This window comes from Nonomuraea sp. NPDC005730 (genome assembly GCF_040630865.1).
GTDB lineage: Bacteria > Actinomycetota > Actinomycetes > Streptosporangiales > Streptosporangiaceae > Nonomuraea.
The window spans coordinates 231,657-250,528 of sequence record NZ_JBEXYK010000004.1 but is presented as its reverse complement, the minus strand read 5'-3'; the positions used below and the strand labels follow the sequence as shown (position 1 = coordinate 250,528).

21 protein-coding genes are annotated in these 18,872 nt (G+C 73.2%); 15 read left to right on the top strand and 6 right to left on the bottom strand.

From position 1 onward, the window contains the following. Positions 1 to 20 precede the first annotated feature (20 nt). From ABZ444_RS08670 to alc, 11 genes are read left to right on the top strand one after another with little or no spacing between them, the layout of a single operon-like run. Positions 21 to 1,151, top strand: a complete 1,131-nt coding sequence (locus tag ABZ444_RS08670; RefSeq protein ID WP_357994407.1) for an amidohydrolase family protein — start codon at positions 21 to 23, stop codon at positions 1,149 to 1,151. Then, a complete protein-coding gene (locus tag ABZ444_RS08665) occupies positions 1,151 to 2,776 on the top strand; it encodes an ABC transporter substrate-binding protein (RefSeq protein WP_357994405.1) in 1,626 nt (541 codons plus the stop codon). The genes ABZ444_RS08670 and ABZ444_RS08665 overlap by 1 nt, the downstream gene beginning before the upstream one ends. Then, the gene (locus tag ABZ444_RS08660; RefSeq protein WP_357994403.1) at positions 2,773 to 3,705 is read left to right on the top strand and encodes an ABC transporter permease; all 933 of its coding nucleotides are present in this window, start codon (positions 2,773 to 2,775) and stop codon (positions 3,703 to 3,705) included. Before ABZ444_RS08665 ends, ABZ444_RS08660 begins: the two co-directional genes overlap by 4 nt. Further along, entirely contained in the window at positions 3,702 to 4,502 is an 801-nt protein-coding gene (locus tag ABZ444_RS08655) for an ABC transporter permease (RefSeq protein WP_357994401.1), read from the top strand. Before ABZ444_RS08660 ends, ABZ444_RS08655 begins: the two co-directional genes overlap by 4 nt. After that, positions 4,499 to 5,428, top strand: coding sequence for an ABC transporter ATP-binding protein (locus ABZ444_RS08650; RefSeq protein WP_357994399.1), 930 nt, complete (start codon positions 4,499 to 4,501; stop codon positions 5,426 to 5,428). Before ABZ444_RS08655 ends, ABZ444_RS08650 begins: the two co-directional genes overlap by 4 nt. Then, a complete protein-coding gene (locus ABZ444_RS08645) occupies positions 5,425 to 6,210 on the top strand; it encodes an ATP-binding cassette domain-containing protein (protein WP_357966992.1) in 786 nt (261 codons plus the stop codon). Before ABZ444_RS08650 ends, ABZ444_RS08645 begins: the two co-directional genes overlap by 4 nt. After that, positions 6,207 to 7,661: an amidohydrolase family protein gene (locus ABZ444_RS08640; protein ID WP_357994397.1), complete on the top strand. Its 1,455-nt coding sequence runs from the start codon at positions 6,207 to 6,209 to the stop codon at positions 7,659 to 7,661. The genes ABZ444_RS08645 and ABZ444_RS08640 overlap by 4 nt, the downstream gene beginning before the upstream one ends. Beyond that, positions 7,658 to 8,911: an aldolase/citrate lyase family protein gene (locus ABZ444_RS08635; protein ID WP_357994395.1), complete on the top strand. Its 1,254-nt coding sequence runs from the start codon at positions 7,658 to 7,660 to the stop codon at positions 8,909 to 8,911. The genes ABZ444_RS08640 and ABZ444_RS08635 overlap by 4 nt, the downstream gene beginning before the upstream one ends. Position 8,912: 1 nt before the next feature. After that, positions 8,913 to 9,695 carry an aspartate/glutamate racemase family protein gene (locus ABZ444_RS08630; RefSeq protein ID WP_357994393.1) on the top strand — a complete coding sequence of 261 codons (783 nt, stop codon included), beginning with the start codon at positions 8,913 to 8,915 and terminating at the stop codon, positions 9,693 to 9,695. Beyond that, entirely contained in the window at positions 9,695 to 11,035 is a 1,341-nt protein-coding gene (gene allB, locus ABZ444_RS08625) for an allantoinase AllB (protein ID WP_357994391.1), read from the top strand. Before ABZ444_RS08630 ends, allB begins: the two co-directional genes overlap by 1 nt. Beyond that, the gene (gene alc / locus ABZ444_RS08620; RefSeq protein WP_357994389.1) at positions 11,032 to 12,171 is read left to right on the top strand and encodes an allantoicase; all 1,140 of its coding nucleotides are present in this window, start codon (positions 11,032 to 11,034) and stop codon (positions 12,169 to 12,171) included. The genes allB and alc overlap by 4 nt, the downstream gene beginning before the upstream one ends. 8 nt (positions 12,172 to 12,179) lie before the next feature. Here alc and ABZ444_RS08615 read toward each other — a convergent pair whose 3' ends face one another. The 4 genes from ABZ444_RS08615 to ABZ444_RS08600 all read right to left on the bottom strand — a co-directional run bounded on the left by ABZ444_RS08615 (position 12,180) and on the right by ABZ444_RS08600 (position 15,296). Continuing rightward, positions 12,180 to 12,701 (bottom strand): EF-hand domain-containing protein, encoded by a 522-nt coding sequence (locus ABZ444_RS08615; protein ID WP_357994387.1) that lies wholly within the window; start codon positions 12,699 to 12,701, stop codon positions 12,180 to 12,182. A 98-nt stretch (positions 12,702 to 12,799) separates the two neighbouring features. Continuing rightward, on the bottom strand, positions 12,800 to 13,246 hold the full coding sequence (locus tag ABZ444_RS08610) for a hypothetical protein (RefSeq protein ID WP_357994385.1): 447 nt from the start codon (positions 13,244 to 13,246) through the stop codon (positions 12,800 to 12,802). Beyond that, the gene (locus tag ABZ444_RS08605; RefSeq protein ID WP_357994383.1) at positions 13,243 to 14,625 is read right to left on the bottom strand and encodes a HAMP domain-containing sensor histidine kinase; all 1,383 of its coding nucleotides are present in this window, start codon (positions 14,623 to 14,625) and stop codon (positions 13,243 to 13,245) included. The genes ABZ444_RS08610 and ABZ444_RS08605 overlap by 4 nt, the downstream gene beginning before the upstream one ends. After that, positions 14,622 to 15,296: a response regulator transcription factor gene (locus ABZ444_RS08600; RefSeq protein ID WP_357994381.1), complete on the bottom strand. Its 675-nt coding sequence runs from the start codon at positions 15,294 to 15,296 to the stop codon at positions 14,622 to 14,624. The genes ABZ444_RS08605 and ABZ444_RS08600 overlap by 4 nt, the downstream gene beginning before the upstream one ends. Before the next feature lie 138 nt (positions 15,297 to 15,434). Between ABZ444_RS08600 and ABZ444_RS08595 the strand changes: the two genes are divergently transcribed. The 3 genes from ABZ444_RS08595 (at position 15,435) to ABZ444_RS08585 (ending at position 17,282) form a co-directional block, all read left to right on the top strand. Next, a complete protein-coding gene (locus ABZ444_RS08595; RefSeq protein WP_357994379.1) occupies positions 15,435 to 15,938 on the top strand; it encodes a hypothetical protein in 504 nt (167 codons plus the stop codon). A gap of 185 nt (positions 15,939 to 16,123) precedes the next feature. Next, positions 16,124 to 16,459 (top strand): hypothetical protein, encoded by a 336-nt coding sequence (locus tag ABZ444_RS08590; RefSeq protein ID WP_357994377.1) that lies wholly within the window; start codon positions 16,124 to 16,126, stop codon positions 16,457 to 16,459. A gap of 10 nt (positions 16,460 to 16,469) precedes the next feature. Next, entirely contained in the window at positions 16,470 to 17,282 is an 813-nt protein-coding gene (locus tag ABZ444_RS08585; protein ID WP_357994375.1) for an inositol monophosphatase family protein, read from the top strand. A 32-nt stretch (positions 17,283 to 17,314) separates the two neighbouring features. Here the strand turns inward: ABZ444_RS08585 and ABZ444_RS08580 are convergent, their stop codons facing one another. Next, a complete protein-coding gene (locus ABZ444_RS08580; protein WP_357994373.1) occupies positions 17,315 to 17,818 on the bottom strand; it encodes a diadenosine tetraphosphate hydrolase in 504 nt (167 codons plus the stop codon). A gap of 113 nt (positions 17,819 to 17,931) precedes the next feature. Between ABZ444_RS08580 and ABZ444_RS08575 the strand changes: the two genes are divergently transcribed. Further along, entirely contained in the window at positions 17,932 to 18,063 is a 132-nt protein-coding gene (locus tag ABZ444_RS08575; RefSeq protein WP_357994371.1) for a hypothetical protein, read from the top strand. A 5-nt stretch (positions 18,064 to 18,068) separates the two neighbouring features. Here the strand turns inward: ABZ444_RS08575 and ABZ444_RS08570 are convergent, their stop codons facing one another. Beyond that, positions 18,069 to 18,827: an NAD(P)H-binding protein gene (locus ABZ444_RS08570; RefSeq protein ID WP_357994369.1), complete on the bottom strand. Its 759-nt coding sequence runs from the start codon at positions 18,825 to 18,827 to the stop codon at positions 18,069 to 18,071. Between the last annotated feature and the right edge of the window lie 45 nt (positions 18,828 to 18,872).

Genomic DNA, 18,872 nt, shown 5'->3' with positions numbered 1-18,872 from the left:
GGTTAAGGGGATCAGCCGGTATGGCTCAGATTCTGTTCACCGATGTACGCCCCCACGATGTCCTGGTAGAAGACGGCCGCGTCGTCCCGCCGGCACGCCGGACGGAAGACTGCCAGGTGGTGGCGGCGGGCGGACTGCTCGCCCTGCCCGCCCCGGTGGACGCGCACGTCCATCCCGACAAGACCACCTGGGGCCAGCCCTGGCTGAGCCGCACCCCGGCCGCCACGCTGCGCGACCTGATCGAGGGCGACGTGGCGGCGCGGGCGGAAATGACCGCGCCGGTCGCCACGCGGGCCCTGGCGCTCATGGACCACGCGATCGACCGCGGCACCCGGGCCTGGCGGGCGCACGTGGACGTCGCCCCGCTGTACGGGCTGAGCAACGTGCACGGCGTACGGGAGGCGGCTCAGGCCCGCGCCGGCCTGCTGGACGTGCAGATCGTCGCCTTCCCCCAGCTCGGGCTGCTCTCGCGGCCGGGCACGGCGGAGCTGATGGAGCAGTCGCTCAAGGAGGGCGCGGACGTCCTCGGCGGGCTCGACCCCGTGGGCATCGACGGCGACCTGCACGGACACCTCGACCTGCTGTACGGCATGGCCGAGCGGCACACCGTCCCGCTCGACATCCACCTGCACGACGGCGGCGAGCAGGGGGTCACGCAGGTGCTGGAGATCGCCCGCAGGGCGAGGTCCAGCGGTGTGCCGACCACGATCAGCCATGCCTTCTGCCTGGCCGACCGCGCGGACCTCGCCGAGACGCTGGCCGAGGCGAACATCTCGCTGACCACCTGCGCGCTCGGCGCGGACCCGGTCCTGCCGGTCGGGCCGCTGGTCGAGGCCGGGGTGCTGGTCGGCCTCGGGTCCGACGGGGTGCGGGATCCGTGGACGCCGTTCGGCGACGGCGACATGATCAACCGCGCCCACCTGCTCGCCTACCGCACCGACGCCCGCACCGACGAGGAGCTGGCCACGTGCTACGAGATCGCGGCGCACGGGGGCGCCGCGCTGCTGGGCCTGGAGCAGGCCCGGCTCCAGCCTGGAGATCCCGCCGACTTCCTCCTGGTACGCGCCGAGTCCATGGCCCAGGCGGTCGTGGACAAACCCATCCCCCAGCTCGTCGTCCGCAACGGACGCGTTCGCGAAAGGTCCTCCTGATGATCCGTCGAGCCCTACCGGTGGCCGCCGCACTCGCGGTGGCCCTGGCCGGATGCGGCCAGCAGGCCGCGGCACCGCAACAACGACAGCAGGGCTCGGGCGAGGCGCCCAAGCTGGAGCTCAAGACCGTCACCGCCCCGGCCACCGGGGAACTGGACAAGGTGACCTGGAACCTGCCGTACGAGCCGCAGACGGTCGACCCGATCAGGTCGTTCAACTACGCCGAGAACACCGTGCTGGCCAACATGTGCGAGAGCCTGCTGCGGCTGACCCCCGAGTTCGGCATCCAGCCCGGCCTGGCCGAGAAGGCCGACAACCCCACCCCGACCACGTGGGTCTACACGATCCGGGACGGCGTGAAGTTCTGGGACGGCACGCCGCTGACCGCCGAGGACGTCGCGGCCAGCCTCGACCGCCACCTCGATCCCGCGCTCGGCACCTGGTGGGGCGACTACTTCCACACCGTGCAGTCGATCAAGGCGACCGGGCCGATGCAGGTCACCGTCACGTTGAAGCAGCCCGACGTGCTGTTCAACCAGGCGATGGCCACCGCGGCCGGCGCCATCGTGTCGGCCGAGTACGCCGGGAAGAAGGACCTGGGCTCGCCGACCGGCGGGGTGATGTGCACCGGCCCGTACAGGTTCGGGAGCTGGAAGTCCGGCGACGCGCTGACGATCACCCGCAACGACGCCTACTGGGACACCGCGCTGCGGCCGAAGACCAAGGAGCTGGTCTTCCGGTTCATCGCCGACGAGACCACCGCCATCAACGCGCTGCGCTCCGGCGAGGTGGACGGGCAGTACTTCTACCTGCCGCCCGCGGGACTCGGCCAGCTCCAGCAGTCCCCGACCGGCTCGGTCACGCTCGGCAGGTCGCTGACCTTCTGGACGCTGCTCGGCGCCGCCAGGTCCGGCCCGTACGCCGACCCGAAGGTCCGCCAGGCGCTGTCGCTGGCACTGGACCGGGCGGCCATCTCCAAGGTGGTCTTCCAGGGGACGGCGATGCCGCAGCGCACCCTCGCCGGCGCCGAGTACTGGGGATACCAGCGGGACGCCTTCCAGAAGGCCTACGACGCGATCCCCCCGGAGACGCCCGACCTGGCCAAGGCCAAGCAGCTGCTCACCGAGACCGGCTCCCCCACCCAGACGATCACCATCGGGATCCAGGGCAGCTCGGCCGTCCACGAGCAGACCGCCAACCTGATCAAGGCGACCGGCGAGGCGCTCGGCCTGAAGATCGAGATCAAGGTGGTCCCCGTCGAGCAGTACGGGAACCTCTACAGCGACCCCAAGGCCCGCGAGGGCATCGACGCCTTCTTCTCCACCTGGTACGGCAACGTGCCGGACCCGCTCGACATCTACACCGTCTTCCTGGCGGGCGGCCGTACCAACTTCAACGACTACGCGGCCGTGAACGCCGACATCACCAAGGCGCGGGCCGCCTACGACGAGGCGGAGCGGGCGGGGCTGGTGACGGCGATCCAGCAGAAGGTCACCACCGACGTGCCGTGGATGCCGCTGAACAACCTGCCGGTGATCCTCTACATGAACAAGCGGGTGACCGGAGCCGTCGCCTCCTTCCCCTACCTGTACTACCCGTGGGCCGCGGGGCTCGGCGCGGCATGAGGTTCCTGGCGAAACGGCTGGCGGGGCTGATCGTGGTCCTGCTGGTCGCCTCCTTCCTGGTGTACGGCCTGCTCTACCTGGTGCCCGGCGGGCCGATGGCGTTCCTGCTCGGCAACCGCAGCGGCACCCCCGAGCAGCTCGCGGCCATCCGCGCGCAGTACCACCTGGACGATCCGTTCCTGCTGCGCTACGCCGCCTGGCTGCGCGACGCGGTGACGGGCGACTTCGGCGCCTCCCTGGTCTACCGGCAGGACGTCTCCGCGCTGATGGCGTCCCGGGCGACGACGACCGTCTTCCTGGTGGTCTACGCGACGCTGCTGATCGTGGCCGGGGGCGTGGCGATGGGCCTGTCGGCCGCGCTGCGCGGCGGCCGGGCCGACGGTGTGGTCAGCCTCGTCTCCTCGGTGTTCCTGGCCACGCCGCCGTTCGTGGTCGGGGTGATCCTGGTCATCGTCTTCGCGCTGGGGCTCGGCTGGTTCCCGGTCTTCGGGCCAGGCAGCGGGTTCGGCGACCGGATCCACCACCTCACGCTTCCGGCGATCACGCTCAGCCTGGCCAGCGCCGCCTTCCTGGCCCGCATCACGCGGGCCTCGGTGTCGGAGGAGCTGCGCCGGGAGCACGTGGAGACCGCCCGCAGCCGCGGCCTGGCCGAGGGGCACATCGTCCGCAGGCACGTGCTGCGCAACGCGGCCATCCCGGTGGTGACCGTGGTCGGCCTGAACGTCGCCGGGCTGATCGCGGGCTCGGTCGTGGTGGAGAGCATCTTCGCCCTGGACGGTCTGGGCTCGTTGTTCGTCCGCGCGATCCTGCAACGCGACTTCGCGATCGTCCAGGCGGTGGTGCTCGTGCTCGTCACCGCCTTCGTCCTGATCAATCTGGTGGTGGACCTGTGCTACTCCGCTCTCGACCCGCGCCTGTCGCGGCAGTGACCCGCCGCCTGGGCGGGCTGGGCGTGGCCGCCGCCGTCCTGCTGGCCGCCGTCGTGGCGGTCACGCTGCTCGCGCCGCTGCTCGCGCCCTACGACCCCGACCAGCCCGACCTGTTCAACGCGCTGGGCGGCGCCTCCGCCGCGCATCTCCTGGGCGGGGACGTCCTGGGCCGGGACGTGTTGTCCCGGCTGATGTACGGCGCGCGGACCACGTTGCTCGCCCCGGTGCTGGTGATCTGCGTCGCGGGCGCCGCCGGGACCACGCTGGCGATCGTCGCCGCCTGGGCGGGCGGCAAGGTGGACGCGGTCGTCTCCCGCCTGCTGGACGTGCTGTTCTCCGTGCCGGGCATCGTCTTCGCGCTGGTCACCGTGGCCGTGCTCGGTCCCGGCGTGCCCGGCGTGGTGATCGGCCTGGCGGTCGCGTACACGCCGTACGTGGCCCGGGTGGTGCGCAGCGCGGCGCTGCGGGAGCGCAGCCTGCCGTACGTGGCCGCCGCCTGGGTGCAGGGCCGGTCCGCGACCGCCATCTGCCTGCGCCACCTGCTGCCGAATCTGCGGCCGATCATCGTCGCCCAGTCGGTGTCGGCGCTCGGCTTCGCGGTGATCGACGTCGCGGCCGTCTCCTTCCTCGGGCTGGGCGTGCAGCCGCCCACCGCCGACTGGGGGTTGATGGTCAAGAGCGGCCTGGACAGCGCCATGCGCGGCCAGCCGCTGGAGGCGCTGAGCGCCGGCCTGCTGATCGCGCTGGTCGTGGCCGCGGTGAACCTGTTGGGCGATCGCCTGGGGAGGCAGTCGTGAGCCTGTTGACGTTGGCGGGCTTCGGCCTGGCCGTGCCGTACGAACGGAGCTGGCGGACGCTGGTGGAGCACGTGGACCTGGCCATCGGCGCCGGAGAGGCCGTCGGGCTGGTCGGGGAGTCCGGTTCGGGCAAGTCGATGACCGCCCGCGCGGTCATCGGCCTGACCCCGCCGGGCGCCCGCGTGACCGGCCGGATCGTCTTCGACGGCGCCGACGTGCCCTCGGGCCGGGCGCTGCGGCTCCTGCGGGCCAAGCGGATCGCGATGGTCTTCCAGGATCCGCGGGCGCACATCAACCCCGTCCGCAGCGTCGGCGACTTCCTCACCGAGGCCATGGTCCACAACCTGCGGATGCCGGTGCGGCAGGCGTCGGCGCGAGCCGTCCGGCTCCTCGAGGAGGTCGGCATCACCGACGGTGAGCGGCGCCTGCGCCAGCACCCGCACGAGCTGTCCGGCGGCCTGCTGCAACGGGTCATGATCGCGTCCGTCCTGGCCGTCGAGCCCGACCTGGTGCTGGCCGACGAGCCGACCACCGCGCTGGACGTGACCACCCAGTCCGAGGTCATGGCCATCCTGGACGAGCTGCGCCGCGAGCGCGGCATGGCCATGCTGCTGATCACCCACGACCTGGAGCTGGCCGCCGCGACCTGCGACCGGCTGGCGGTGATGTACGCGGGCCGCATCGTGGAGGACCTCGACGGCGAGCCGCGCCACCCCTACACGCGCGGCCTCATGAGGTCGCGCCCGAGCCTGGCGGAGACCGCGCACCGGCTGCCGGTGATCCCCGGACGGCCCGTGGCGGCCTTCGAGGCCGAGGACGGCTGCGCGTTCGCGCCGCGCTGCGAGCTGGCCGAGCCGCGCTGCCGGGAGAGCCGGCCGCCGTCCGTCCGCGGGGTCGCCTGCCTGAGAGCGGAGGAGACGGCATGAGCGTGATCGAAGCGGACCGGCTGCGGAAGGTGTACGGCCCCGCCACCGCGGTGGACGAGGTCTCCTTCACCGTGGCAGAAGGCGAGTCGCTGGCCATCGTGGGCGAGTCCGGGTCGGGGAAGACCACCGTCGCCCGCATGCTGCTCGGCCTGGAGACGCCCACCAGCGGGACGATCAGCGTCTGCGGGCGTCCGCGGGCGGCGGGCCGGGTGTCGGCCGCGGAGCGGCGCAGGCGGGCGCGGGAGATCCAGATCGTCTTCCAGGACCCCTACTCGTCGCTGGACAAGCTGCAGCGGGTCGGCGACGTCGTCGAGACGAGCCTTGCCCTGCACTTCCCGCTCACCTCGGCCGAGCGGCGGAAGAAGGCGCTGGACCTGCTCGAATCGGTGGGCCTGGCCGAACGGCACGCCACGATGCTGCCCAGGCAGCTGTCCGGCGGGCAGCGCCAGCGCGTGGCCATCGCCCGCGCCCTGGCGGTGGAGCCGCGGGTGCTGGTGCTGGACGAGGCGGTCGCCGCGCTCGACGTGTCGATCCAGGCTCAGATACTCAACCTGCTCGCCGACATCCGCGAGCGGCGCTCGATCAGCTACGTCTTCATCTCCCACGACCTGGCCGTGGTCAACCAGATCAGCGACACGGCCGTCGTGATGCGGCACGGCCGCGTCGTGGAACGCGGAGCCACCCGCACCCTGCTGCGCGAGCCGCAGGAGGAGTACACCCGCGCCCTGCTGGCCGCCGTGCCCAGGCCCGGATGGAAGCCGACCCGGAGGAACACACAGTGAGCACGCTCATCAGGGCGTCGTTCGTCATCGGCTTCGACGGCGACGACCACGTCATCCACCGCGACGCGTGCGTCGTCCACGACGGCGACCGGATCGTCCACGTCGGCCGCTCCTACGACGGCCCGGTCGAGGAGGTGATCGACGCCGGTGAGGCGATCGTCGGGCCCGGCTTCATCGACCTGGACGCGCTGGCCGACATCGACCACGCCGTCCTCGACACCTGGCACGCCGACTCCAGCGGGCTGAACTGGTCCCACGACTACGCCGTCAACCGGCGCCGGGCCGTCTTCCCGCTGGAGGACACGCTCTTCATGCGGGAGTACGCGCTCATCCAGCTCATCCGCAACGGCATCACCACGGCGATGCCGATCGCCGCCGAGACGCACAGCGCCTGGGCGGAGTCGCACGAGGAGCTGGCCGGCGTCGTGGAGATCGCCGGTCGGCTCGGCCTGCGCATGTACGTGGGGCCGTCCTACCGCTCCGGCGTGCCGGTGCTGCGCGCCGACGGCAGCCGGGACGTGCACTGGGAGCCCGGACTGGGCGAGCGGGGGCTCGCCGACGCCATCCGCTTCGTCCGGGACGTCGACGGCGCCCACGACGGCCGGATCCGGGGGGCGCTGCTGCCGTGCCGCATCGAGACCGTCACCCTCGACCTGCTGCGCGCCACCGCGCAGGCCGCGGAGGAGCTCGACTGCCTGGTGCGCCTGCACTGCATGCAGGGGCTGACGGAGCTGCGGCTGCTGCGCGAGTGGTACGACCGGCACCCCCTGGACGTGCTGGCCGAGGTGGGCCTGCTCGGCCCCCGGCTGCTGGTGCCGCACGCCCTGTACCTCGGCGATCCCGGCACGCCCTTCGAGGGGTCACCGGACCGGCTCGCGGCGCTGGCGGGGATCGTGCACTGCCCCCTCACCTTCGTCAGGTACGGCGACGCGCTGCGCGACTTCGACCGTTACCGGGAGGCCGGCGTGAACATGGCGCTGGGCACCGACTCCTTCCCGCCCGACATGATCCGCAACATGGACTACGGCAACAACCTGGCCAAACTGGTCACCGGACGGCTGGACGCGGGCTCGGCCGCCGACTACTACCGGGCCGCCACCCTGGGCGGCGCCCGCGCGCTGGGCCGGGACGATCTGGGCAGGCTCGCCCCCGGCGCCAAGGCCGACCTGGTCGTCGTGGACCTCTCCGGCCCGCGCACCGGCCCGGTCGACGACCCGATCAGGACGATGCTGATGAACTGCACGGGCGCCGACGTGTCCACCGTGGTGATCGACGGCCGGACGGTGATGCGCGACCGGACGATTCCCGGCGTGGACGAGGAGTCGACGCGGCTGCGCGCGCAGACCTACTTCGAGACGATGAAGGCCGCCTACTCCGAGCGCGACCACCTGCGCCGCGACCCGGCGCTGCTGTTCCCGGCGTCCTTCCGGGTCGTCGAGGACGGCTCATGAGCGGCACGGCCCCCTTCCCCGAGCTCGCCGCCGAGCTCGACGTCCGGCTCGCCGCCGCGGACGAGCGGCTGCGCACGGCCTACCCCGGTGAGCCGGCCACCCGGCAGCCGGTGCACACCGTGTACGTCCCGGCCGACCGCTACACGCCGGACACCGTACCGGCGTGGGGCCGGCGGGCGCTGGCGGCGCTGGCCGAGCACGGCCGGACCGCCACGGAGTTCGCCGACGCGCTCGGCCTGCCGCCGCGGACGGCGGCGGAGGTGTACGACCAGGTCCGGGCCAAGCTGGCGGGCGAGCCGGTCGAAGACCTCCGGATCGACTTCGAGGACGGCTACGGCGACCGCCCGGACGCCGACGAGGACGCCGCCGCCCGGACCGCCGCGAAGGCCCTGGCCGAGGCCACCGCCGCCGGCACCGGCTCGCCCTTCTGCGGGATCCGGTTCAAGAGCTTCGAGGCGCCGACCCGGCGGCGCGGCCTGCGCACCCTTGCGATCTTCCTGGAGACCCTCGGACCGCCGCCCGGCGGCTTCGTCGTCACGCTGCCGAAGGTGACCTCGGTCGAGCAGGTGGAGGCGATGGTGCTGACCGCCGGACGGCTGGAGGCGGCGTACGGGCTGGCGAGCGGGAGCCTGCGGTTCGAGCTTCAGGTGGAGACGCCGCAGGCGATCCTCGGCGCGGACGGCGTCTCGCCGCTGCCGTCGATGATCCGCGCCTCGGCCGGGCGCTGCACGGGCCTGCACTACGGCACCTACGACTACTCGGCGGCGCTCGGGGTGTCGGCGGCGTACCAGAGCGTGGAGCATCCGGTCGCCGACCATGCCAAGGCGGTGATGCGGGTCGCCGCCGCCGGCACCGGCGTACGCGTCTGCGACGGGTCGACCAACGTGCTGCCGGTCGGCGACGGCGACGCCGTCCGGGCCGCCTGGCGGCTGCACGCGCGCCTGGTGCTGCGTGCCCTGGAGGGCGGCCTCCACCAGGGCTGGGACCTGCATCCCGGGCAGCTCCCGAGCCGGTACGCCGCCGTCCACTCCTTCTTCAGGGAGGGGCTGCCGGCCGCCGCGGCCCGGCTGCGCGGCTATCTCGAACGCGAGACGTCCGGCTTCCTGGACGAGCCGGCGACCGCCCGCGCGCTGGCCGGGTTCCTCGCCCGGGGCCTCGACTGCGGCGCGATCGGCGCGGCCGAGCTGCGCGACCTCGCCGGCGTCACGCCGTCCGAGCTGCGTGCCACGCGCGCCGGGACGGGTGGCTGACGTGCGCATCCTCATCGTGAACGTGAACACCACCCGGTCGATGACCGACACGATCCGCGCCCAGGCGGCGGCGCACGCCTCGCCGGGTGTCGAGATCGTCGCGCTCACCCCGTCCTTCGGGCCGGAGTCGGTGGAGGGGAACTTCGAGAGCTACCTTGCGGCGGTCGCCGTGATGGATCGGGTGGTCCGCTACGACGAGCCGTACGACGCGGTGATCCAGGCCGGGTACGGCGAGCACGGCCGCGAGGGGTTGCAGGAGCTGCTCGACGTCCCCGTGGTGGACATCACCGAGGCGGCCGCGCAGGTCGCGATGCTGATCGGGCGTACGTACTCGGTGGTCACCACGCTGGACCGCGCGGTGCCGCAGATCGAGGACCGGCTGCGGCTCGCCGGGCTGGCCGGCCGGTGCGCGTCGATCCGGGCCAGCGGGCTGTCGGTCCTGGAGCTGGAGGAGGATCCCGGCCGTGCCGTCGAGGCGATCGTCGCCCAGGCCCGCGAGGCCGTCACCGGCGACCGGGCCGAGGTGATCTGCCTGGGATGCGGCGGAATGGCGGGGCTCGACCGGAAGATCACCGCGGCCACGGGGGTGCCCGTCGTCGACGGCGTGGCCGCCGCGGTCGCCCTCGCCGAGGGGCTCGTCCGGCTCGGCCTCACCACGAGCAAGGTACGCACGTACGGGACGCCGCGCCCCAAGACCGTGACCGGATGGCCGATCACCGAAGGGGCCGCGGCCGGCGCCCGGCCGGTCCGCGCGGGACGGCACGACCACGGAGGTGTCGCCTGATGGCCGGGCTGGACCTGCTGATCAGGGCCCGTCGAGTGGTCACCCCCGCCGGGGAGGTGGCCCGCAGCATCGGCGTACGGGACGGGACGATCGTCGCGGTCGAGCCGCTGGACGCCGACCTGGCGGCCGCCGAGGTCGTCCGGCTCGGCGACGACGAGGTGCTGCTGCCCGGCCTGGTGGACAGCCACGTGCACGTGAACGACCCCGGACGGACCGAGTGGGAGGGGTTCGCGACCGCCACCCGGGCGGCCGCGGCCGGCGGCGTCACGACGATCGTCGACATGCCGCTGAACAGCATCCCGCCCACCACCGACGCGGCGGCGCTGCGGGTGAAGCGGGCGACCGCCCGGGGACAGGCGCACGTGGACGTCGGCTTCTGGGGCGGCGCGGTGCCGGGCAACCTGCGCGAGCTGCGCGGCCTCCACGACGAGGGCGTGTTCGGGTTCAAGAGCTTCCTGCTGCACTCGGGCGTGCCGGAGTTCCCTCCTCTGGAGCCGGCCGAGCTGGCGGAGGCGCTCCGCGAGCTGCGGGCGTTCGACGCGCTGATGATCGTGCACGCCGAGGACCCGCACGTGATCGACCACGCGCCGCCCGCGCGCGGCGCGAGCTACCGCGACTTCCTGCGCTCCCGCCCGCGCGGCGCGGAGAACCTCGCGGTCGCGCACGTCATCGAGCTGGCCCGCCGGACCGGCTGCCGGGTACACATTCTGCACCTGTCCAGCTCGGACGCGCTGCCGATGATCCGCTCGGCCCGGGACGACGGCGTGCGGATCACCGTGGAGACCTGCCCGCACTACCTGACGTTCAGCGCCGAGGAGATCGCCGAGGGAGCCACCCCGTTCAAGTGCTGCCCGCCGATCCGCGAGGCGGCCAACCGCGAGTCGCTCTGGCGGGGGCTCGCCGACGGCACGATCGACTGCGTGGTCTCCGACCACTCGCCGTGCACGCCGGAGCTCAAGCGGCTCGACACCGGCGACTTCGGCCTCGCCTGGGGCGGCATCGCGTCGCTGCAGCTCGGCCTGCCCGCGGTGTGGACCGAGGCCAGACGCCGCGGCCATCCGCTGACCGACGTGGCGCGCTGGATGGCCGGACGCCCCGCGGGGGTGGCGGGACTGTCCGGCAAGGGCCGGATCGCGCCGGGCCACCAGGCCGACTTCTGCGTGTTCGCGCCCGACGAGACGTTCGTGGCCGACCAGGACCGGCTGCACCACCGCAACCCCGTGACGCCCTACCACGGCCGCACGCTCACCGGCGTTGTCCGCGGAAGCCGGCTGCGCGGCGAACGCATCGACATCGACGGCCCGCCGCGCGGCCGGTTGCTCGACCGAGGAGAAGCATGACCTTCACCCACTTCCCGGACCTGGCCGCACGCGCGCTGGCCGGCAGCGTCGTGTACGCCAACGACGAGCTGTTCGCCGAGCGGGAGAACCTGATCAAGCCCGGCCCCGCCGGGTTCTCGACGGAGGACTTCGGCCACAAGGGCAAGGTGTACGACGGCTGGGAGACCCGTCGCCGGCGCGAGCCGGGGAACGACTACGCGATCGTCCGGCTCGGCGTCCCCGGCGTGGTGCGCGGGGTGGTGATCGACACCGCCTGGTTCAAGGGCAACTACCCGCCGTACGCCTCGGTGGAGGCGACCAGCGTCGAGGGCGCGCCGTCACCGGCCGAGCTGGAGCGGGCGAACTGGGAGACGATCGTCGGGAAGAGCACGATCACGGGCGACGCCGAGAACGCGTTCGAGGTCGCGGACCCGCGGCGCTGGACGCACGTGCGGCTGAGCATCTACCCCGACGGCGGGGTGGCCCGCTTCCGGGTGCACGGCGAGCCGGTGCCGGACCCGCGTTTCCTGGACGGCACGATCGACCTGGCCGCGCTGGAGCACGGCGGGGACGTGGTGGCCTGTTCAAACACGTTCTACTCCGCACCGGTGCAACTGCTGCTGCCCGGCAGGGCCCGGATCATGGGCGACGGCTGGGAGAACGCCCGCCGCCGCGACGGCGGCAACGACCACGTGACGGTCAGGCTGGCGGCCCGCGGGCGGGTGCGCCGGGTGGAGATCGACACGTCGTACTTCGTCGGCAACGCGGCCGGCTGGGCCTCGCTGAGCGGGACCGGCGCGGACGATCCGGACGCGGACGCGGAGTGGTTCGAGCTGATCCCGAAGACCCGGTTGCAGCCGGACACCCGGCACTTCCTGCGCCCGGTGTCGTCCGCGCCCGTGACGCACGTCCGGCTCGACGTCTTCCCCGACGGCGGCCTGGCCCGGCTCAGGGTGCACGGCGAGCTGGACGCCGATGCCCACCGGACGGCCGTGCTGCGCTGGCTCGACCTGCTGCCGGCCGGACACGCCGTCGAGGTGCTCCGCGGGGCCGGCGTGCCCGGCCGGACCGCCGAGGAGCTCGTCGGCCGCCGGCCGTTCGCCGACGGCGACGTGCTGCCGCCGGCGCTGCTCCTGCCGGCGGGACCGCCCCTCTGACCTGGGGGTCATTCGGGTGGGGCGCCGAACACGTACGAGCCGGGGGCGTCCGGGTCGTCGCCGGCCCAGAACTCGGTCCAGTGGAGGCGGAACTCCTCGCGCGAGAGGTGGCCGTCGCCGTCGAGGTCGAGGCGGGGGAAGATGTCGTCGGTCGCCGAGGGCGCGCCGCTCCACGTCTCGATCAGCGCGCCGTACTCCGAGCGGGAGATGAGGCCGTCGCCGTTGAGGTCGATGGCCTCGAACATCGCGTCGGCGGTGCCGGCGACCGCGTCGGTCATGTCGCCGAGCACGTCGACCACGCTGAGCACCTGGTCGAGGGAGACGCCGTCGTCGCCGCCGGAGGCGGCCCTGAGCACCGGCCACCAGCCGGTCATGACGGAGGTCAGCCGCTCCGGGTCGGCCGGCCCCGCGACGGCCGACCAGCGGTGGGCGAGCGCCTGGAAGTCGGCCTGGGTCAGCCGGCCGTCGCCGTCGACGTCCATCGCCCGGAATACTCCGCCGACCTTCTTCCGCTGGAACTCACTGGCCACATCTGCCTCCACTCTTCGGGGAGACTCAATGCTGTCGAGTGATCACTTATCGTGACCATAGTCATTTGAGTGACTGATCCGTTACGTAGGGCGGAGGGTCAGCTGAAGTCCGCGCAGCGGGCCTGCCCGTGGCCCGGCACGGTCACCCGTACGTCGTCCACCTCCACGCCCCGCTCGGCGGCGGTGGCGGCGGCGATCGTGCAGACGAGCTGCCCGGTCGCCGTCCGTGACAGACGGGAGGTCGAGGCCCCCAGGGCGAACGCGTCGCCGGTCACCTGGACGGCCAGGTTCTTCGGCAGGCTGGTGACGAACGCGCGCTCGCGTTCCTTCGGGTTGGGGCCGCCGGTCAGCAGCTCGACGGCTTCGGCGGCCGCCAGCGGGCCCTCGGGGCGGGTGACGGGCACGAGACGGTCGTGCCGCACGAAGTACAGGCTGGTGACCTGGATGAAGCCGCGGGGCGCCTCTCCGGCCCGGATCACGCCGGTGGGGCCGACTCCGCAGGCCGTGCAGGCGGCCAGGACCAGGGCGAGCGGCCAGGCCCTCACGGACGGTTCCTCGGCAGGGTGAGGGTGAAGACGGCGCCGGGGCCGGGGGCGACGGTGAGGTCGCCGCCGTGCAGGAGGGCGTTCTCGCGGGCGATGGCCAGGCCGAGACCGCTGCCTTCGGAGCGGGCACGCGCGACGTCGGCCTTGTAGAAGCGCTCGAAGACGTGCGGGAGCACGTCGGCGGGCAGTCCTGGCCCCTGGTCGGAGACCTCGACGGCGACCGCCTGGCCGGTGGCGCGCACCCGGACGGCGACGGGCGGCGCACCGTGCCGCAGCGCGTTGCCGACCAGGTTGGCCACGATGACGTCCAGGCGGCGCGGGTCGAGCGGAACGCGGACGTCCGGGGACGGCAGTTCCGTGGTGACGTCCGAGCTCCAGCCGCGGGACCGCAGGCAGGCCGCGACGGCGGCGCCGACGTCCACGTCGTTGAGGTTGAGCGCGGCGGCTCCGGCGTCGAACCGGGAGATCTCCATCAGGTCGTCCACGAGCGCGGTGAGCCGGGCGACCTCGGCGGTGATCAGCCGGGCGGCGGTCCCGGCGTCGGCGTCCAGCCGGTCGGCGCCCGCTTCGAGGACGTCGGTGACGGCGGTGGCGGCGGCCAGCGGCGTGCGCAGCTCGTGGGAGACGTCCGCGACGAACCGCCGGGACCTGGCCTCCATCTCGCGCAGCTCGCCGACCGAGCGTTCCAGCGCGGCGGCCGTCTCGTTGAAGCGTCCCGCCAGCCGGGCCAGCTCGTCGCCGCCGTGGACGGGCAGGCGGGTCTCCAGCCGTCCCTCGCCCAGGTGCCGGGCCGCCCGGTCCAGGTCGGCGACCGGCCGCAGGACGCCGCGCGCGGCCAGCAGCCCGGCCAGCACCGCCAGCAGCACGACGGGCACGGCCGCCGCCTGCGCGGCGCGCAGCACGGCCGTCTCGTCGGAGGCGGCCTGCCTGAGCGACTCGACGAGGTAGACGCTGATCCCCGACGGCGTGCCGCCGGCGCGGAGCATGACCCTGCTGCCGGCCACGAGGTACGGCACGCCGTCGTGCTCCACCCGCTGCCAGGCCAGCTCCGGCCACCGCAGGACGGTCGCGCGCAGCTCGGCGGTGACGCGCGCGTCGCCCGGCACGGCGCCGTCCCTGACGACGTACACCTTGCGGTCGCCGACCTCCAGGTCCTCGGCCAGCAGGGCCAGTTCTCCGTCGCCGGCGGGCAGCGCCACGTCGCGCGACAGCAGCAGCACCCGGTTCCTGAAGTCCTTCAGCAGCCGGTCCTGCACCCCGGCCAGCAGGTTGGTGCGCGCCTTGTAGTACGTCAGCCCCGCGGCCCCCACCGCGCTCAGCCCGCCCACCAGCACGAACGTGATCACCAGCCGGACCCGCAACCCGCGCAGCCAGTTCATACCGGCCCGAAGCGGTAACCGAATCCGCGCACGGTCTGCACGTACCGCGGCTCGGCCGGCACGTCCTCGATCTTGGACCGCAGCCGCTGCACGCAGGCGTCCACCAGCCGCGAGTCGCCCAGGTAGTCGTGCTCCCACACCGACTCCAGCAACTGCTGCCTGCTGAAGACCTGCCCCGGCGCGGCCGACAGGTGCAGCAGCAGCCGCAACTCCATCGGCGGCAGCGCGACCTGCCGTCCGTCCCTGCTCACGGTGAGGGAGGCGCGGTCCACGCACAGCCCGCCGTACCTCTCCACGGGCGAGGGCACACCGTCCGTACGGCGCAGCACGGCCCTGATCCTGGCCTCCAGGACCTGCGGGCGCACCGGCTTGACCACGTAGTCGTCCGCGCCCGCCTCCAGCCCGCCGACCACGTCGAAGTCGTCGCCCCGCGCGCTCAGCATCACGATCGAGATGGACGTGGTCGCACGGATGCGACGGCACACCTCGAACCCGTCGATGCCGGGCAGCATGAGGTCGAGCACCACCACGTCGGGGGCGAAGCGTGCCAGCCGCGCCAGCCCCTCCTCCCCGGACGCCGCCGATCGCACCTCGTGGTCCCGGCCCTTGAGGGCGAGTGTCAGAGCGTCCCTGACGTGGGGATCGTCCTCGATCAGCAAGACACGGGCCATGCGTTCCAGTATCGGCGGCCTGGCGTGCCGGTTTGTCCGGCTTCGGAAGCTATTACACGTTCATGACATGGAGCGGACGGGCTCCTCACAACGGCGGGCCACGGTGTTGGGCAACCGGCCGACCCATAGGAGGAAACCGTGTTGATCAGCAAGCGGCGTCTCGCCGTCCTGGCCGCCCTGCCCGTCCTCGCCCTGAGCGCGGCGTGCGGGACGCAGAGCTTCGCCAGCTCGTCCAGCCCCGCGCCCGACTCCGGCAAACCGAGCTGGCACGAGACCGCGGTGAAGTTCGCCGGATGCATGCGGGAGAACGGGATCGACATCCCGGACCCGGTCAAGGGGCAGGACCTCGACACCAGCGCCGTCAGCAAGGTCACCCAGGCCAAGCTCGACGCCGCCATGAAGGCGTGCAAGGAGTGGGACTCGGTGCTGCTCGGCGGCTCCGAACCGGCCACGCCCGAGGAGGACGCCAAGTTCGCCGCGTGGGCGCAGTGTCTGCGCAAGGGCGGCGTCTGGCAGCCCGTCACCAAGGACGAGGCGAAGCCGGCCGGGTTCAAGCAGGTCGAGCCCGGCTCGGCCGCCGAGAGGCAGGTCTTCGAGGGCTGCGACCTGCTCCGGCCGCCCGCCCCGTACGAGGAGAACTGACCACCCCGCACCCCGCCAGGCCATGCCCTTCCCGCTGCGGATCTCTCCGCAGATCTCTGCGGGCATGAGGGGAGGGTTGGCGGGACCCCGGCCGGCCCCGGCTCCTGGCGTCAGGAGCCGGGGCCGGCCGTTCGTGACCGGGCCGGGTCCGGCGCCCGGCCGGTCACGGGGGCTACCCTGGGCGCATGGGTCATGCGAAGACGTCGTTCGTCTGCCTGCCTTGCCGGGCCTCGTACAAGCAGCCCTATCCGCTGCCCGGCGACCGGGGCCGGTCGTGCCCGCGGTGCGGCGAGCCGCTGATCCACGTGGGTTCCGCCTTCGCGGCTCCCCGGCGGCGCGACACCGCGGCCTGGCGGGTGCTCTCGCTGCTGCTGAACGCGGGTGTCGGCTTCCACAAGAGTTGTTGCGGCGGGCCCGGCTACCGGCCGCGCACGCTCGGCGAGGCCCGCGCGCGGATGGCGCACGCACGGGCCACCGGAGAGCCGTTCGCCAAGGCCCTGACGCGTTCCGAACTGCCTTAGGACGGCCCGCATGACCATCGACGTCCGGACGCTGCTGCCCGTCGCCGAACGAGCCGCGTCGATCGCCGGCGAGATCATCACCACCCGGGCTCCCGGCGTCGTCACCGCCAAGGGCGACCGCGACATGGCCACCGAGGTCGATTTCGCCGTCGAGCACGCCGTACGCGAGTTCCTGTCGCGGGAGACGCCCGAGGTGGGCTTCCTCGGCGAGGAGGAAGGCGCCAGCCGGCCGGGCCAGGGCCTGACGTGGGTGCTCGACCCCGTGGACGGCACGGCCAACTTCCTGCACGGCATCCCGCTGTGCGGGGTCTCCCTGGGCCTGGTCGACGGGGACGTGCCGCTGCTCGGCGTCGTCGGCCTGCCGTTCCTGGACGTCCGCTACTCGGCCGCCCAGGGCGCCGGCGCGACGGCCAACGGCTCGCCCGTCCGGGTCAGCGGCGCCGCGGACCTCCAGGATGCCGTCGTCGCCCTGGGCGACTACGCGGTGGGCGTGGACGCGCCGGAACGCAACCGTCCCCGCTTCGCCCTGACCCAGGAACTGGCCGCTCGCGTCCAGCGCGTCAGGATGCTCGGCTCGGCCGCGATCGACCTCGTGTGGGTGGCCGACGGCAAGGTCGACGCGAGCGTCATGCTCAGCAACAACCCGTGGGACACCGCGGCGGGCGTCGTCATCGCCCGCGAGGCCGGAGCCCTGGTGGTCGACCTCGACGGCAGCCACCACACCATGGCCTCCCGGGCGACCATCGCGACGAGCCCCGCCCTCGCCCCCGACCTCCTGAAACTCCTCACCGCCGCCCATGTCCACGACTGGGCCTCCGGATAGGTCCGCCCGGCATCGAGGCCTCGGCCCCCGCTTCAGCCGCCCGCACGTGGCTGAGCCCCGCGGGCCGCGTACAGCACGCCGAGTTGCCGGCCGATCTCCGCACGCACCGGGTCGTGTCGCGGGCCGAGGGCGAACCCCCGGTCGGTCCAGCTGTCGGGCGGATACAGCCACACCGGCCGGCCGACCAGATGGGCCGGTTCCCACTCGTACCGCGGCCAGACGTGCGCGTGCAGGAAGGGGTCGGTGTTGCCGAGGATCTCCAGGTTCACCCGCCGGAACGCCGGATCCAGCGCGCCGCAGGCCCGCTCGACCGCCTCGCCGAGCGACTCCATGTCCGACAGGAAGGCCATCCGCCTGGCCCGGGGCAGGTCGGACAGCCGTTGCACGCCGGGCTCGTCCGTCAGGAGAACCGAGTATCCCGGCAGGAACTGAGTGTCACCGATCACGGCGAAACCGGCGTCCAGCCGCCCGAGCACCGTGGGATTCCGACCGGCCAACGCACTGCCGACCCTGTCCTGCCGCCAGCCACCACTCATGACGCCCGACCCTACAGGTGAGTGATCACGACCCGCCGCAGTCCGGCGACGAGCAACGACGGCCACTGCGCGCGAGCCCTCGGCGAGCCGGGGGTGATCGATGGCATCGCCGGGTGGAGGATGATCTGCCGTCTCAGCACATTTCCGATGCGGGCCTGGCCGTTGGTGCCGGAATCATGGTGTTCCTGATTCTGCTGCCCACCATCGCCTGGCTCGCCGTGGTGATGTTGCGCAGCCGGAAGTAGGGCGGTCAGCGGGTGGCGTGGAGGTGGGAGAGCATCGTGCGGGCGGGGTGGCCGAGGATGTCCTCCAGGTCGGGGGTCTGTCTTTCCAGGGCGCCGGCGCGGATCCGGGCGTTCAGCCAGGCCATCGGGCCGGGGGCGGCGTCCGGGACCTCGCGGTAGGGCACGCCCAGCGCTTCGGCCATCTCCGGGTGGGTCCACAGCGGCCCGGTGAAGTCGTAGGCGCGGCCCTCGTGGCCTTCGCCGGTCAGGACGTTGGCCGCCGCCTGCGCCAGGTCGGACCGGAACGCGGTGTTCAGGCCGCGCCCGCCGCCGCTCCCGGTCAGCTCGCCGCCCGAGACCCGGGGGACGAACGCGTCGCTGTAGAAGGGGTGGCGCAGGATCGTGTACGGCAGACCGCTGCGCAGGAGGGCCTGCTCGGTGGCGTGGTGGGCCTCGGTCATGCCGGTGGCGACGGTGTCGGCGTCCAGGAAGCTGGTGTAGACGACGGCCCCGACGCCCACGTCCACGGCGGCCGCGAGGGCGGCGAGGTGGTGGCCGATCCGGCGGCCGGGGTCGAGCTCCGGCGACGAGATCAGGAGCAGCCGGGCGGCGCCCTCGAACGCCGTGCGCAGGCTCGCCGGGTCGTCGTAGTCGCCCCGCCGCACCGGTACGCCCTCGGGCGCGCGGGCGGGCTCGCGTACGGCGGCGACGACGTCCGCTCCGGTCCGCAGCCGGTCGATGACGAGACGGCCGAGCGCGCCCGACGCCGCCGAGATAACGATCATGGAGCTCCCTCTGATCCGGGTGGGTGCTCAAAGTGAACTGCCGGG

Coding starts and splice junctions, on each gene's coding strand:
- ABZ444_RS08590 (WP_357994377.1), top strand. CDS start 16,124: ATGGGTCATGCGAAGACGTCGTTCGTCTGCCTGCCTTGCCGGGCCTCG.
- ABZ444_RS08660 (WP_357994403.1), top strand. CDS start 2,773: ATGAGGTTCCTGGCGAAACGGCTGGCGGGGCTGATCGTGGTCCTGCTG.
- allB (WP_357994391.1), top strand. CDS start 9,695: ATGGCCGGGCTGGACCTGCTGATCAGGGCCCGTCGAGTGGTCACCCCC.
- ABZ444_RS08600 (WP_357994381.1), bottom strand. CDS start 15,296: ATGGCCCGTGTCTTGCTGATCGAGGACGATCCCCACGTCAGGGACGCT.
- ABZ444_RS08670 (WP_357994407.1), top strand. CDS start 21: ATGGCTCAGATTCTGTTCACCGATGTACGCCCCCACGATGTCCTGGTA.
- ABZ444_RS08605 (WP_357994383.1), bottom strand. CDS start 14,625: ATGAACTGGCTGCGCGGGTTGCGGGTCCGGCTGGTGATCACGTTCGTG.
- ABZ444_RS08635 (WP_357994395.1), top strand. CDS start 7,658: ATGAGCGGCACGGCCCCCTTCCCCGAGCTCGCCGCCGAGCTCGACGTC.
- ABZ444_RS08580 (WP_357994373.1), bottom strand. CDS start 17,818: ATGAGTGGTGGCTGGCGGCAGGACAGGGTCGGCAGTGCGTTGGCCGGT.
- ABZ444_RS08665 (WP_357994405.1), top strand. CDS start 1,151: ATGATCCGTCGAGCCCTACCGGTGGCCGCCGCACTCGCGGTGGCCCTG.
- ABZ444_RS08645 (WP_357966992.1), top strand. CDS start 5,425: ATGAGCGTGATCGAAGCGGACCGGCTGCGGAAGGTGTACGGCCCCGCC.
- ABZ444_RS08585 (WP_357994375.1), top strand. CDS start 16,470: ATGACCATCGACGTCCGGACGCTGCTGCCCGTCGCCGAACGAGCCGCG.
- alc (WP_357994389.1), top strand. CDS start 11,032: ATGACCTTCACCCACTTCCCGGACCTGGCCGCACGCGCGCTGGCCGGC.
- ABZ444_RS08570 (WP_357994369.1), bottom strand. CDS start 18,827: ATGATCGTTATCTCGGCGGCGTCGGGCGCGCTCGGCCGTCTCGTCATC.